Genomic DNA, 13748 nt, shown 5'->3' with positions numbered 1-13748 from the left:
CGGTGTTTCTTTGTCGCAAGGACTTGCGAACTGTTGCCGCAGATTTGGCACCGGACGCTTTAGGATTCAACCCGCAATGCCAAATCCATGGTCAAATGCGCCGATTTGCGCCGCAAAAGCCGGGGCCTAGCCCGGATTGGCTGGCCTGGCCGGGGCCGCCAGCGCTTCCTTGGGGCGAGGCGCCGCCGGATCGGCGGGCTTCAACACGTCGTCGTGCAGCCAGCCCTTGCGCCCGGACGCCGAAACCAGGGTCCAGTTTCCGTCGCGGGCAAACACGCGAACGCTTTCGCCCTGCTTGAGCTTGTGCAGTACCGGCGATGCAGTCTCAGGGCGCTTGCGCAGATAGGCTGTCGTGCTGGTGTACAGAACGTTCAGGCTCGTGGCCGGCGACGGTTTGGCGGTGGTTTTCGCCGTTTCCGGGCGAGGCGCGGGCTTAGGTTCCTTCGAAATCGAGGCAGTCTTGAGCTCGGATTGCGGACGTGTTGCGCGCCGGGCTTTCTGCTGGGACGAAACTGCGGATTTGGGCCGCTCCACGCCCGCTGTCTGGCGCACAGGTTCGCTCTTTGGGCGTTGCGCAGTCGCCGTCTTTTGTGGAGCAACCTTTGTGGGACGCGGTTCGACATCCGCCTTTGGGCGAACGACGGCAGTGTCAGTCCGTGGCGCCACGTTGAGCTTGGGGCGAGGGGCGGTCGCCTCCTTGCGGGGAGCCGGGTCGTTACGTGTCCGGCTTGCGGTTCGCGTCGGGCCGTCGTTCAGAGGAGCCTTGCTCGGGACCTCCTGGGTCATGGCCCAGCCGCCCGCCGCAAGCGCGCCGAGCAGCAGCCATCTCAACCTTGGAAGCGCGAATCCAGACATGCGTCGAGTCTGGACCCGAGAGCTTAAAGTCGCGTTGACGAAGGCGGCTCAGGCCTTTTTCAGAAACTCGGTTTTCAGCACCAGGCCCTTGACCTGCTTGGTATTGCATTCGATCTCGCCGGGGTTGCCGTTGAGGCGGATGTTCTTGACCATCGTGCCGCGCTTGATCGTCTCGGAAGTGCCCTTGACCTTCAGGTCCTTGATCAGCGTGACCGAGTCACCCTCGCTCAGTTGGGTGCCGTTGCTGTCTCGAACAATGATCTCGTCTGACATGGTCTGATCCTCAGGCTGCAAGATTGCTGTCGGGCCGAACTAGGATGCCAGCGCCATGGCGTAAACCCCCATGGGCAAAACAGCCGCATTTGTCGCTGGCGTCCCGCGGCTGAGCACCTCCGTCACGGCTTGCCCGGCTCGGCGTCGCTGTGGTCGCATGGGGCGTGTCCCTTGAAGTCCCGTGCCAGGCAGCCGTACTTGTCGAAGGTCTGACCGCCGACCCGCGCGGCCTTGGCCATGCCACATGCGGACAAGGCAAGGCAGGCGAGGATGATGATTGCGATTCTCATGATGCAAGGCGCCCCGGCAAGGTTCTCTGCGCCACAGCGGTACGTGACCGCCAAGGCTTCGTGCCAACATACGGCACGGAGCCGGGGTAACTCCAGCATGCATATGCCGACGCCACGGCCGAGGAGCCGTGGCGTCGGTCTTCGAGGTCTTCGGCTCGCCTACTGCTGGGGGGCGGCGTCCGGCTCTGTCTTCGGAGCGGCATCGCCGGCCGGCGCAACCGGGCGGCGGCCGCCGCGATCGTCGGCGTTCAGCTTGCCGTCGCCGTTGCGGTCGAGGCGCTCGACCAGGCCGTTGAAACGCTTGTTGAACTCGTCGAGCGTCACCTGGCCGTTACCGTCATTGTCGTGCTCCTGGAAGGCGTCGACCATGCGCTCGCGCATTTGGTCCATCCACAGCGCCTGGTATTCGTCGAGCGACAACGTGCCGTCCTTGTTGGCGTCAAACTTGTCAATCTGCGCCTTGCGGAACTGGTCGACCTCGTCCTGCGTGACCGTACCGTCCTTGTTCAGGTCGAAGGTTTGGATCTGGCGCATCATCTTGCCGCCGCGGCCTTCGCCGCGATCGTCGCCACGCTTGCCGCCGCGGCCGTGGCCATCCCTGTCACCGCCGTGGCCGCCGAACCAGTTCGCCAACTGGGCGACGGGCTTTGCGGTGGAGGCGTCGGATGCGTTCTGCGCCATTCCGGCGCTGGCGCCGATGGCTGCGATGGCGACGGCCAGTGCGGAGATCGTTGCTGTCTTTTTCATCGTGTCTCTCTTTTGTCGAGTTGCGATGAACATGAGATAGGCGGCGCAAGTCGCAGAAGTATCCCAGCAACGCCGCCAAAGTGTAATGCATTGGTGCAAGCCGGCCCGTTGCGACAAACTGATACAAATTTCCAAGCCCGGGCCGCACCTGGCCCCTAGGCGCGCGCGCAAGCTGCGATAGAAATCAGGTCATGGATGCAACGCCTCACATACTCGTCGTCGACGATCAGCGCGACATTCGCGAACCGCTTGGCCGATACCTCGAAAAGCAGGGTCTGCGCATCTCGCTTGCAGCCGGTGCGGCCGAAGCGCGCGAACTCCTGCGGTGCAGCGCCGTCGATCTCGTCATCCTTGACGTCATGATGCCGGGGGAGGATGGGCTGTCGCTGTGCCGGCATCTGCGCGAGAGCCTCAATATCCCGATCATCATGCTGACCGCGATGGCCGACGACGCCGACCGCATCGTCGGGCTGGAGATCGGCGCCGACGATTATGTCGTCAAGCCGTTCAATCCGAGGGAGTTGCTGGCGCGGATCAAGGCGGTGCTGCGGCGGGCGACGACGCTGCCCCGCGCCAGGGAGGCCGCGCCTGAGAAGAAGATTGTCTTCGACCGCTGGGTGTTCGATCTGGCGCGGCGGGAGGTGGTGAGCGGGGACGGTGTCGCCGTCCCCTTGTCCACCGCCGAGTTCCGGCTGCTTTCCGCGCTGGTGCAACGGCCGCGCATGGTGCTGACGCGCGATCAACTCATGGACCTGACCAGCGGGCGCGACGCGCAGCCCTTCGACCGGTCGATCGACAATCAGGTCAGCCGCCTGAGGAAAAAGCTCGAGACCGATCCGAAGAACCCGAACATCATTAAGACGGTGTGGGGCGGGGGCTACGTGTTCAGCGCCGACGTGAGGGACGCGTCGTGAGGCTGCTGCTGCCCAAGAGCCTTGGCGGCCAACTCGCCGCACTCCTGGTCGCGGGGCTGGTGACGGCCTATGTCGCAAGCTTCCTGGCGTTTTCGGGGGAGCGAAACCGCGCAGTCGCGGCGGCCGTCCAGTTCGGTCTGCTCGAACGGATCGCCACCTTTGTTGAAGTGATCGACCAGGCCACACCGGAAATGGCGAGCCGCCTGGCCGATGCCCTCAGCTCGCGGCGCGTTCGTCTGGTCATCGCTGACCAGAGCACGCTGCCGGCAAATGGCATGACCACGGCCGAGGCGCGCTTTGCCGGAGAATTGAGCGAAGAGCTGTCCCTGCATGGAGGAATGCCCCGGGTGCGCTTTGCCAAGTCGCCTACCGACGAAGGTGGCAAGCGCAGCGCCCAGCAACGCCGGCGCAGCCACCTGCCTGGCGTGTCGATCTCGATCCCGCTCGAGGACGGCAAATGGCTCAATGCGTCGTCGGAGCTCAGGACACCGACAATTGGCTGGTCGTGGCCATGGCTGATGTCGCTGGGGAGCACCGCGATCATCACCTTGATAGCCGTGGCGTTGCTGGTTCGGCGCATCACCGGGCCGATGCGCGCGCTGGCAGCTTCAGCCGATAGGCTCGGGCGCGGCGAGGTGGTCGCGCCGATCCCCGTAGCCGGACCGGCGGAGATACGCACCACCGTCGAAGCCTTCAATGCCATGCAGGAGCGGCTGTCGCGCTTCATCCGCGACCGGACGCGCATGGTGGCGGCGATCAGCCACGATTTGCGCACGCCGATCACCTCGCTTCGGTTGCGCGCCGAGTTCATCGAGGAGGATCAGCTGAAAGCAGATGTCGTGCGCACCCTCGACGAGATGCAGGCGATGACCGATTCGACGCTCGCCTTCGCGCGCGAGGACAGCAAGGGCGAGGAGACACGCAGCGTCGATCTGGCGGCAATGATCGAAGGCCTTGTCGAGGATCAGGTCGCGCTCGGCCACAAGATTGTCTATTCCGGTCCCGAGCGCTTGGTCTGGCGTTGCCGTCCGGTCGGCCTGAAGCGCGCCATCTCCAACCTTGTCGAAAACGCCATTCGCTATGCCGGTTCTGTCCGGGTCGAACTCGCCCAAGAAGACGGCCAAGCCACTGTCAGGGTCGAAGACGACGGGCCGGGTATCCCGGAGCAAAGCCTGGAAGACGTGTTCGAACCGTTCATTCGATTGGAAAGCTCACGCAACCGCGAAACTGGCGGGGTAGGCCTCGGGCTGTCCATTGCCAGGTCGATCGTGCATGCTCATGGCGGTGAACTTGCACTGGCCAACAAGGGCGAAGGCGGATTGGTCGCGACCGTCAAGCTGCCGTGAAGGAGGGCAAACGGCGCAGATTTTGCGCCGACTAGACGATCCCGAAGAAGCGTACTGCTGCCCACAGTGCGACCACTGCGGTGAAGATACCCATCCAGACCGATTCCTGCCGGGCAAAGGAAACGATCGCGAGAGCGACAAGCGCCATCACGGCGATTGCGTCGATTGCAGCAAAAATAGTCGGCAATGAAGTTCATTGGGACCTCTGCTTTGGAATAGGGGCACGTGCCGGTGCTCCTGGCATCTGACTGCGAATGATTGGTCACGGACTGGCTGTCGCCTCGGACCACCTGTTCCGGGAACTAGCGCACTGGCACTTGAGATCAACTTCGGCAGCTTTCCGTCCTGTGCCGAAATGATTGGAACCGGGAACGGGTGGAGAACTGCGCGGTAGAGCGGAATCCCAGGCAAGATCTGGGTGCGCCATGAATAGACGATCGCCGCTTGCTACCCGTCGTCCGTATCTTCTTAGCGCTTGAAAAGCCTGGTACGCCCAAGGGGAATCGAACCCCTGTTACCGCCGTGAAAGGGCGGTGTCCTAACCGCTAGACGATGGGCGCGCTCAGGTGAGGTGGTGTATAGTTGGCTTGTTGGCGACAGGCAACCCGGAAACTCTACGGATTGCAGCCAGTTTCACCACAAAGTTTGTTGAGCGCCAGTGTGCCATAGGTGAAGACGCCGGCGATTCACCAGACAGGGAAATACTGCCGAAGCATCAATGAAAAAGGAAAAAACCTGGTACGCCCAAGGGGAATCGAACCCCTGTTACCGCCGTGAAAGGGCGGTGTCCTAACCGCTAGACGATGGGCGCGCTCAGGTGAAGCGGTCTATAATTGGGTTGTTTGCGGCAGGCAACCCGTCTTTTGCTGCGCCGCGCAATTTTTTCGCATTATCCACTGCGGCGGCCGCAGCGCCAGTTCCAGTCGCGCTCCGGACCGACGTCCACATGCACGGAATTGGTGTGGCAATAGGTGCCGACGCCGCCGCGGCCCGGCATGGAGCGCAGGAAGGTCGCCAGTTCCCACTTGCTGACGCCGGGCACCTGGATGTCGGCTGCCGCGCAGTACATGTGCTGCGAGTTCTTGGCGCCCCGCGCCCGGCGATTGCGCTCGGGATTGCGGTAGCCGGAAGTGACGATCATCTTCTTGCCGAATCGCTGCTCGACCGTCTTGAGGACGCGCACCAGCGACGGCTTGAGGCAGGCGACATCGACGCCCTCGGTCTGCTTGAGCAGGCCGTTTGGCGCCAGCCGCGCCATGCCTGCAGCCGAGGCGAGCTGCAGGCCCGGATCCTCGTCTTCGTGCAGGTCGACGTCGCTGTCGTCGTTGATTCCGGACTTGCGCTTGATCTCGAACAGGTCGGTGGTGCGAACGCCCGGCAGCGCCCAGTCCGAATCGCCGCCCGATCCGCCGCCGAGCGATGCCAGTTCGAGCGGCTTGGAATCGGCCTTGGCGGACGCGAGCGTGATGAGTGGCTTGGCCTTCTCCGGGGCCGGTTTCGCTTTCTCTGCGGTTTCGGCAGCGGGCGCCGAGGTCGCAATCAGCGGCTTGGCCTTCTCGGGCGTGGCTGCCTTGGCTGGAGCCGAGCCGAACAGGGATGCGAACAATCCCTTCTTCTTCGGCGCCTCCGGTTCGGCTGCGGGGCCATTGGTGAGATAGAACCCGGTGTCTTGCTGCGCTGGAAGCTTGCCCGGCTTCGCCTCGGCGGTCTTTGGTGCGTCCGCTTCGGTCTTGGCCTGCTCCGCGGCGGCTGCCTGTGCCGGCTGCGCCACCTGCTCTGCAGTCTCGATCGCCACTTCCGCTGGGCTTTCCGAGCCCGGCTTGGCAATCGGCACGTAACCGACCTGGTCGGGCAGCGCCGTCGAGCCTTCGATATTCGTCGCCACCGTGGCGTCGGCAGGAACGGCTTGCCCGGTCGCAGTCTCGGCGGTCGTTGCCTGGCCTTGGGTCGTCGCTGTCAGGGCCGGGTTGGCCATGTTGAGGTCGGGTTCGCCGGTCGCAGTGCATGATGCGGCGAACAGCGAAACCAATACGGTTAGCGCAACGCCGCATCGCCGGTCTGCGAATCGCAGTCGTCCTGACGTCAAGCCGGTCCCCTCTCACGCACTGCAGGCCAAAAACTACGCTTGGCGAATGAATTCGAACTTCAACGCAAACGACGTTTCCGCGAAAGAAACGGCGCCCGATCACGTGGCTGTGATCCCCCAATTGTTGGGCTAGGCCTCGATTGAGGCAAGATCATGTTTGGGCGCCACCTTTTCGCCCTCTTTGCCAAGAGGGTCAACTCACCCTGGATTACAGGTGGTTACACGCGGACCTTTACATAGCTGCCGGGTGCATCCTCTAGCACGCGGCCCCTTACGCCAGGCTTGCGCGCCGCCACGCGCTCGCCGTCCTTGGCCTCGATCCAGCTCTGCCAGTGCGGCCACCATGATCCCGGCGTCTCGTTGGCTCCGGCAAGCCATGTGTCGTAGTCGCCTGAAGGCTTGCCGCTGAACCAGAACTGATACTTGCCGGCGGAGGGCGGATTGACCACGCCCGCGATATGGCCGGAACCCGAAACCACGTAGTCGACGTCGCCGCCAAAATACCGGCAGCCCAGGAAGACCGAGCGGGCAGGGGCGATGTGATCCTCGCGCGCCGCAAGGTTGTAGACAGGTATGGTTATGTCGGCGAGCGACACGGTGCGCCCAGCGAGTTCCATCCGCCCCTGCGAGAGATTGTTCTCGAGGTAGCAGTTGCGCAGATAGAAGGAGTGGTTGGCCGCGGCCATGCGTGTCGAATCGGCATTCCAGTAGAGCAGGTCGAACGGCGTCGGTTCCTTGCCGCGCATGTAGTTGTTGATGACATACGGCCAGATCAGATCGCCCGAGCGCAGCATGTTGAACGCCGTCGCCATCTTGGTGCCGTCGAGATAGCCCTTGTCGCGCATCGCGCCTTCAAGCGCCCTGATCTGGTCTTCGTCGACAAACACCTTGAGGTCGCCGGCATGGGTGAAGTCGACCTGTGTGGTGAAGAAGGTCACCGAGCGGATGCGATGGTCGCCTTCCTGGGCGAGGAGCGCCAACGCCGCCGCGAGCAGCGTCCCGCCAACGCAATAGCCGATGGCGTTGACCTCGCGCTCGCCGGTCGCCTGTTCCACCGTGTCAAGGCCATATTGCAGCCCCTCGCGGATATAGGCTTCCCAGTCCTTGAGGCCGTGGCGCTGGTCCGGGTTGATCCATGAGATGACGAAGACCGTATGGCCCTGCTCGACGGCCCAGCGGATGAACGATTTCTGCGGGTTCAGGTCGAGGATGTAGAACTTGTTGATCCATGGCGGGCAGATCAGCAGCGGTCGCTTGAGCACCTTATCGGTGGTCGGCGCATACTGGATGATTTCAGCGACGTCGCTGCGGCCCACCACCTTGCCCGGCGTGGTCGCGATGTTCTTGCCGATTTCGAATGGCGTGTAGTCGGCCTGGCGAAGCTTGAGATCGCCTTTTCCGGCGGCGATGTCTTCGGCCAGCATCTTCATGCCGCGCACAAGATTTTCGCCGTTCGACGCCACTGTTTCGCGAAACAGCTCCGGATTCGTCAGGATGAAGTTGGATGGCGCCAGCGCATTGGTGACCTGCTTGACGTAGAAACCGGCCTTGTGGCGCGTATGTTCGTCCAGCCCGTCGGCATGCTCGACCAGGTCGCCGGCCCAGCGCGCGGTGACCAGGTAGGCTTGCTTGAGAAAGTCGAAGAAGGCGTTGCGGCCCCACTCGGGGTCGAGGAACCGCTTGTCGCCGCGTTCCGGCTTGATCGCGTCCTCGATCGGTTCGCCGCCCATGCGCTGGATCGAGTTGCCCCACACCTCCATATAGCCGGCAAACAGCCTTGTTTGGGCTTCGAGCGCGCGTTGCGGATCAGACAGCCAATATTCGGTGAGCTTGGAGAACGTCTTGACCACGTCGGTCATCGGCTCGGCGACGGTGTCGCGCATCTCGCCTTTTTCGCGCGGTTCGGCCCAGGCGGAGGCCGCCTTGCCTGCCTGTTCGATCATCCGTGCGAGATTGAGCGCGAAGCGCTCGGGGTCCTTCACCAGATACTGCTCGACTGAGGAGGGGGAATCGCCGCTCGGCTTGTCCGAATCGTCTGCCTTCGCCATGGTCCTCGCAGGTCCTCCCAAAGGGCCTTTTATTGACATAATGTCTCGCGTGGCGGCTTCCTTTTGAGCATTTCCGCTAGGTTGCGCATTTTCCTTGACATTTGGCCCCCGAACTGTCGTACAAGGCTGTCATACATCATCACCACAGATGAGGCGACCCTTGAAGCGTTCCGGCACTGCCAATCACCAGTTTGTCCAGCGCATTCCTACCGACGTTGCCACCAAGGCCATCGGCCAAAAACTCTATATCCCAGTTGATGGCGAGACCGTGACACTAACGGTATCACCCAAGATGCGGGCTGTGCAAATCTCATTGCGCACCACCGTGGCGCGTGAGGCCAAGACACGACAAGCCCAGGTGGCCGCATATCTGGCGACCGTATGGCACGCCCTCAGATCGCAGCACCTCCTCCCAATCTCGCCCAAGGAAGCGCACGGCATGGCCAAGCGTTTCTATACGGCATGGCGTGAAGATCACGCAAAGGAGCGCACCACGGCGCTGGACTACGACCGAGCAACGGGTGGGTGGGTGCCCGCAAGCCTAGACCCCGAGTTGCCCGAGCTGGCGGCCGAGGGCTGGGAGGCGGCAAGCGAGGGGCTCATAGCTGCGGCCGAAAAGGACCTTGATGCCGCCTTCGGGCCGCACCTGGACCGCTTGTTGATGGCGGAGGGGTATGCAGGAACGGACAGGGCCTCCCGCTATCTGGCGCTTAATGCCTTCCTCCAGGCAATGAAGGATGGTCTTGCCAATCGCCAGCGCCAAGCGGCTGGGGACTTCACGCCCGACCCTAATGCTAACCGCTTCCCGGAGTGGACACCACCCGCCAAGCCAGAGGCTTTGAGCACGGGGTCTGCCACCTCCCTGATGGACCTCCTTGATGGCTGGTGGAAGGAGGCGGAGCCCCTCGGCCACTCACCCAACACCTATCGCACTCGCAAGAACACGGTGCTGCGCTTTAAGGAGGTCCTAGGGCATGACGATGCGCAGCGGATCACGAAGGACGACGTGATTGCCTTCCGTGATGCCCGCCTCGCTGAGGGCAAATCGTGGAACACCGTGTACATGGGCGATATGGCCACCTTGCGGGCCCTCTTTGCGTGGGCACTGGCGCACCCACGGCTTGGCATCACGGCCAACCCAGCGGAGGGCATCAAGGCTCCCGTGAAGTCGAGGCCCAAGGTCACCCGCTCAAAGGGCTTTACGCCCGAGGAGGCAAGTGCCCTGCTGGCGCATGCGGATGGCGTCAAGGCGGGCAACAAGGATACCGCATGGACAGTGCGGGCCAAGCGCTGGGTGCCGTGGCTCTGCGCCTACACTGGGGCCCGCGTTAGCGAGGTGGTCCAGATGCGCAAGCAGGACCTCCGCAAGGAGGGAGACAACTGGGTGCTCACCATCACCCCGGACGCAGGCTCCGTGAAGACCGGGCAGTACCGTGAGGTTGTGCTTCATGCCGACTTGGTGGAGCAGGGTTTCCCCGGCATGGTGGAGGGCCTCAAGTCCGACGCCGTGTTTACCAAGGGCGGGACACCGCTTGAGGTTTCCAACATGAACACCGTGCTTGTGGCGTTTGCCCGCAAGGTTGTCACTGACCCAGCCGTGCGGCCAAACCACGGGTGGCGGCACCTGTTCAAGACGGTGGGTCGTGAGGTTGGCATATCGGACAGCATCCTTGATGCCATCTGTGGGCATGCCGCAAAGTCTGTTGGGCAGGGTTACGGTTCGGTTACCATAAGGGCACAGGCGGAGGCATTAGGGAAGTTCCCGAAGTTCCGCCTGGCTGCTGTCGAAAAAGCTTGACATTTCGTTAAGTTTCGGCCTATGGCTTGCGACGTGGGGGGAGGACCCCCGCTTTGCAAAGTGATGAAAACCCTGAAAGGTTATATGACCATATGAAGAAACTGTTTCATGCCAACCTTGCGCTGTTCGCAGCGGTCGCCCTCGCTCCTGAAGGCCTTTCTTCGGTTGCCGGTGCGTCGGAAGCGGTGGCCCTCGGGCTGACCGGAAAGGTTGCGTTCGTCCACAAGAAGGACGCAGAAGGCATGCTTCAGATTGACGCCTTTACCGGGCAGGTTGTCCCGGGACAGCACGACCGGCCCGAGTGGGCTGATGGACTGGTTCTTGCACAGTTGGCGGCACGGCACATTTTCTACGCCTCCCGCCTTGGCGAGAAATACGCCGATGCGCACAAGTCGCCCGAAGTCTTCGCCTATGAAGACCTCGACTGGCTCGGCCTCGACATGGAGACCGGCGACGAAATCACCCTTGAGGCGGACAGCGAGTTCCGCATGGAGGTGATGTCCACCGTGCTCGACATCGACCGCGAAACCGGCGACATCAAGGGCGTCCTTGCTGAGACCGAAATCGCGAGCGACCACACCCGCACCGCTGCCGAACTGGCGGCGCTCGAAGAGGCCCAGGCGGCCCGCTTCGCAGCAACGGGCACGGGCGAGTAACCCTCCCTCCTCACCACGAGGATTGAGCATTGGGGGTCGGCCTTAGGGTCGGCCCCTTTGTTTTCCACATAGGGTAGGGGGATCATTCATGTCCGAGACACTCCAGGAAGCCTTGAAGCGAACCTATCGCCAGCGCTGGGCCACAGCCCGCGATAACGGCAAGACGCTCCTGTCCCAGGCTGAGCGTGCCCTTGTAGACATCGCGGTACTCATTACGCACGACGAGCACGATGATGACGCCGAGCTTCTATCCGAGGTTCGGGTCGCAGCGGTCACCCCAGAGAAGATCGAACAGGCCACCTCGCACTGGTATGGCGAGGGGCTGGCACCGGCCACCATCACCAAGCGCCTCAACTGCCTGTCCGCCATGGGCATCCAGGTCAACGGCATGCGGCCCAAGAAGCAACGCAAGCTTCAGTGGTGGTTGCGACCCGAAGACGCCGAGCGCCTTAGGGTGTGGCTTGATGAACTGTACAACGGCGGCCAAGGGAACCACCAAGCTCGGCAGGTTGCGCACTTCATCTTTTGGACGATGCGGACAGGCTTCCGCGTTGAAGAGACGCTCCGCCTTTGTCGCTCGCATTTCGTGGGGCTTGATGGACTGCCCGAGGACATGGCCGTTACCGTGCCCGGCACCAAGACGGCAAGCGCAGGCAACATAACGCTCCCCCTCTCGGAGGAGGCCGCAGAGCTGGCCATCGCGCAGTTCGAAGACGCCCCCGAGCAGCCCGGGGCTACGATGTTCACCCTAACCTATGAGCAGCTCGTATGGTGGTGGGGTCAATGCCGAGCACACATCGGCGCGGCGGACACACATGGGGCAACCCTCAAGGCCCTCCGCCGCTCGGCTGCACGCTACCTGCACGTGGACTGCAACATGCCCTTGGACATGGTGAGGCAGTACCTCCGCCATGAAGACATTGCGACCACCATGGGTTACCTTAGGTTGACTGGTGGCTATGGCACCGAGGAAATGCGGAGGTTCTTGAAATGATACGCCGGGCATTCTGGAAGGTTTTGGACACCATCTTTGAAGGAATGCCCTTGCTTGCACCCTTCCTCATCCTGTTGGCTTTGGGGGCTGTTTACCAGAGCCATACGAAGATGATTGAGGACAGAACACGACAGGAGGTCATGTGGGATACCCCGCGCGGCAAGTGGTAGACACCTTCGCCACCCTCCCCTTGATTGGCACCTACACCGACTTGGATTTGGCGGAGGGGTGTCTCTACAGATACGAGGTCAGAAGAGACCCGGCCACCGGGCTGACCTTGAGGAAGAAGTTTCGGACAACAGACACGGAGACGACAAGCAAATGAACGCCAAAGCCGCCGAAAAGCGCTCCTTCAATTTCGAGGCCAGCTTCAGCACGCCCATCCCGGAAACGCTGGGCCGCGCTCCACGCTCCAATGAGCTGCCGTTCCGGGGCCTGTTCGACCGCTACGAGGCCGACGCCAACGAAGGCAAGCAGCCCCACGTGTTCATCCCGCACGCCTACTGGGTCATGGAGCGGGACGTTGCGGCCGACAAGGTGACGGACAGCTACGTCAAGACCAAAATCCGTGACCAGTTCAACGCCTGGAAGAAGCTCGCCAAGGGTCGTGAGGCCATCACTCTGGTGACGCTCGGCCGCACCGGCAAGGAGGGCATCAAGGAAGCCCCCGAGGCCGGCGTGTCGTTCTGGCTGACCAAGGCAAAGTAGGACCCATCAGGGGACACCGCCTCCCGGCATAAGGGAGGCATGAAGGCTGCGCCACGCGACTACGGCGCGGCCTTTCCTTTGTGTGCTTCACATTGACTGCCTAATGGAGAACTCCATGAACATCCATGCCAACCTCTCCCTGCTTCATAAAGAGTGGACCCCCGGGGACGCCCCCGAGAGCCACCCGATGTGGGAGACCCAGGTTGAGCTTGAGCGCGGTATGATGCGGGCTGGTGCCGACAAGATGCGGGACCGCGTAATCATTGCCGAGAGCCGGGGCCAGATGACGCGCGTTAATGCCGTCAGGGGCCTCATGACCGAATGGTTGCCTGAGGTGGCCGCCGCAATCAAATCGTGGGTCAAGGACGTGGAGCGGACCCGTGGCGTGAAGCCCATTGCGCTCCCCTACGTGAAGGAGCTTGACGCCAACGTGGCCGCATTGGTCACGCTGCGGGCTGTTCTTGATGGTATCGCCAAGGAGCGCCAAAAGCTGGTGACGCTGGCGATGGAGATTGGGCGCACCTGCGAGTATGAGCAGCGGGTCCGCCATTGGGAGGCCACAGAGCCCGGCCTGTTCTACCATTACCAGGACGAAATGGACCGCAACAAGTCCACAGCAACGCATCGCCGTCGCGTGAACATCAATAGGTTCAACCACCTGCTCAAAGAGAAGGACAATAGCCTCACGTGGGATACATGGACCGAGGAAGTGAAGTTCCGCGTAGGGGTTGCTTTGCTTGATTGCTTGATCCGAAAGACGGGTTGGTTTGAACTTCAGCCAGACCCCGAACACACGTATTCATCTAGGGGCAAGTTCAAGGGTCCGCAACTGGTTGTTGCCCCTAAGGAAGGTTTGCTTGCGTGGGTCGGCCAGGCCTTGGAAGAGGCCGAGCTTAACTCCCCGGACATGAAGCCAACCGTCATGCCACCCAAGCGGTGGCGTGGCCACACTACCACCCACGGGGGGGGGGGGGGGGGGGGGGGGGTGTTGGCCCCCCAAAGGACGGACCCAAAAAACATGTAGAATCGGGGG

General features: G+C 62.4%; 14 protein-coding genes and 2 tRNA genes. 7 read left to right on the top strand and 9 right to left on the bottom strand.

Translation table 11 applies throughout. The features are described from left to right. Positions 1-126 precede the first annotated feature (126 nt). The 4 genes from PCJ21_RS03470 to PCJ21_RS03455 form a co-directional block, all read right to left on the bottom strand. Positions 127-552: an SH3 domain-containing protein gene (locus tag PCJ21_RS03470; protein WP_269929997.1), complete on the bottom strand. Its 426-nt coding sequence runs from the start codon at positions 550-552 to the stop codon at positions 127-129. Positions 553-903: 351 nt separating this feature from the next. Continuing rightward, positions 904-1128, bottom strand: a complete 225-nt coding sequence (locus tag PCJ21_RS03465) for an alkylphosphonate utilization protein (RefSeq protein WP_269929996.1) — start codon at positions 1126-1128, stop codon at positions 904-906. Between the two features lie 122 nt (positions 1129-1250). Further along, positions 1251-1418, bottom strand: coding sequence for a hypothetical protein (locus PCJ21_RS03460; RefSeq protein WP_269929995.1), 168 nt, complete (start codon positions 1416-1418; stop codon positions 1251-1253). Positions 1419-1577: 159 nt separating this feature from the next. After that, positions 1578-2165, bottom strand: coding sequence for an EF-hand domain-containing protein (locus tag PCJ21_RS03455; RefSeq protein ID WP_269929994.1), 588 nt, complete (start codon positions 2163-2165; stop codon positions 1578-1580). 191 nt (positions 2166-2356) lie between these two features. Here PCJ21_RS03455 and PCJ21_RS03450 point away from each other — a divergent pair, with 191 nt between their 5' ends. Both PCJ21_RS03450 and PCJ21_RS03445 read left to right on the top strand, forming a co-directional pair. Next, complete coding sequence (locus PCJ21_RS03450) at positions 2357-3079, top strand: response regulator (protein ID WP_269929993.1); 723 nt, start codon at positions 2357-2359, stop codon at positions 3077-3079. Further along, positions 3076-4425 carry an ATP-binding protein gene (locus tag PCJ21_RS03445; protein ID WP_269929992.1) on the top strand — a complete coding sequence of 450 codons (1350 nt, stop codon included), beginning with the start codon at positions 3076-3078 and terminating at the stop codon, positions 4423-4425. Before PCJ21_RS03450 ends, PCJ21_RS03445 begins: the two co-directional genes overlap by 4 nt. 31 nt (positions 4426-4456) lie before the next feature. On the opposite strand, the gene PCJ21_RS03440 is transcribed toward PCJ21_RS03445, so the two are convergent. The 5 genes from PCJ21_RS03440 to PCJ21_RS03420 form a co-directional block, all read right to left on the bottom strand. Next, the gene (locus tag PCJ21_RS03440) at positions 4457-4612 is read right to left on the bottom strand and encodes a hypothetical protein (protein WP_269929991.1); all 156 of its coding nucleotides are present in this window, start codon (positions 4610-4612) and stop codon (positions 4457-4459) included. Positions 4613-4910: 298 nt separating this feature from the next. Beyond that, positions 4911-4985 (bottom strand) — tRNA-Glu (locus PCJ21_RS03435). Between the two features lie 176 nt (positions 4986-5161). After that, positions 5162-5236, bottom strand: a tRNA-Glu gene (locus PCJ21_RS03430). A 78-nt stretch (positions 5237-5314) separates the two neighbouring features. Then, on the bottom strand, positions 5315-6400 hold the full coding sequence (locus PCJ21_RS03425) for a YcbK family protein (protein WP_269929990.1): 1086 nt from the start codon (positions 6398-6400) through the stop codon (positions 5315-5317). A 329-nt stretch (positions 6401-6729) separates the two neighbouring features. After that, complete coding sequence (locus PCJ21_RS03420) at positions 6730-8559, bottom strand: PHA/PHB synthase family protein (RefSeq protein ID WP_269929989.1); 1830 nt, start codon at positions 8557-8559, stop codon at positions 6730-6732. A gap of 160 nt (positions 8560-8719) precedes the next feature. On the opposite strand from PCJ21_RS03420, the gene PCJ21_RS03415 reads away from it, so the two are divergent. The 5 genes from PCJ21_RS03415 to PCJ21_RS03395 all read left to right on the top strand — a co-directional run bounded on the left by PCJ21_RS03415 (position 8720) and on the right by PCJ21_RS03395 (position 13739). Continuing rightward, entirely contained in the window at positions 8720-10357 is a 1638-nt protein-coding gene (locus tag PCJ21_RS03415) for a tyrosine-type recombinase/integrase (protein WP_269929988.1), read from the top strand. Positions 10358-10449: 92 nt separating this feature from the next. Then, positions 10450-11013 carry a hypothetical protein gene (locus PCJ21_RS03410; protein ID WP_269929987.1) on the top strand — a complete coding sequence of 188 codons (564 nt, stop codon included), beginning with the start codon at positions 10450-10452 and terminating at the stop codon, positions 11011-11013. Between the two features lie 88 nt (positions 11014-11101). Then, positions 11102-12007, top strand: coding sequence for a tyrosine-type recombinase/integrase (locus PCJ21_RS03405; RefSeq protein WP_269929986.1), 906 nt, complete (start codon positions 11102-11104; stop codon positions 12005-12007). 321 nt (positions 12008-12328) lie between these two features. Then, positions 12329-12715: a hypothetical protein gene (locus PCJ21_RS03400; protein WP_269929985.1), complete on the top strand. Its 387-nt coding sequence runs from the start codon at positions 12329-12331 to the stop codon at positions 12713-12715. 115 nt (positions 12716-12830) lie between these two features. Further along, positions 12831-13739 (top strand): hypothetical protein, encoded by a 909-nt coding sequence (locus PCJ21_RS03395; RefSeq protein WP_269929984.1) that lies wholly within the window; start codon positions 12831-12833, stop codon positions 13737-13739. The last annotated feature ends 9 nt before the right edge of the window (positions 13740-13748 follow it).

The organism is Aminobacter sp. HY435 (assembly GCF_027568395.1).
In the GTDB taxonomy this organism is placed as follows: domain Bacteria; phylum Pseudomonadota; class Alphaproteobacteria; order Rhizobiales; family Rhizobiaceae; genus Aminobacter.
Note: the sequence above shows the minus strand (reverse complement) of the source record. Positions and strands in the feature narration are given on the sequence as shown.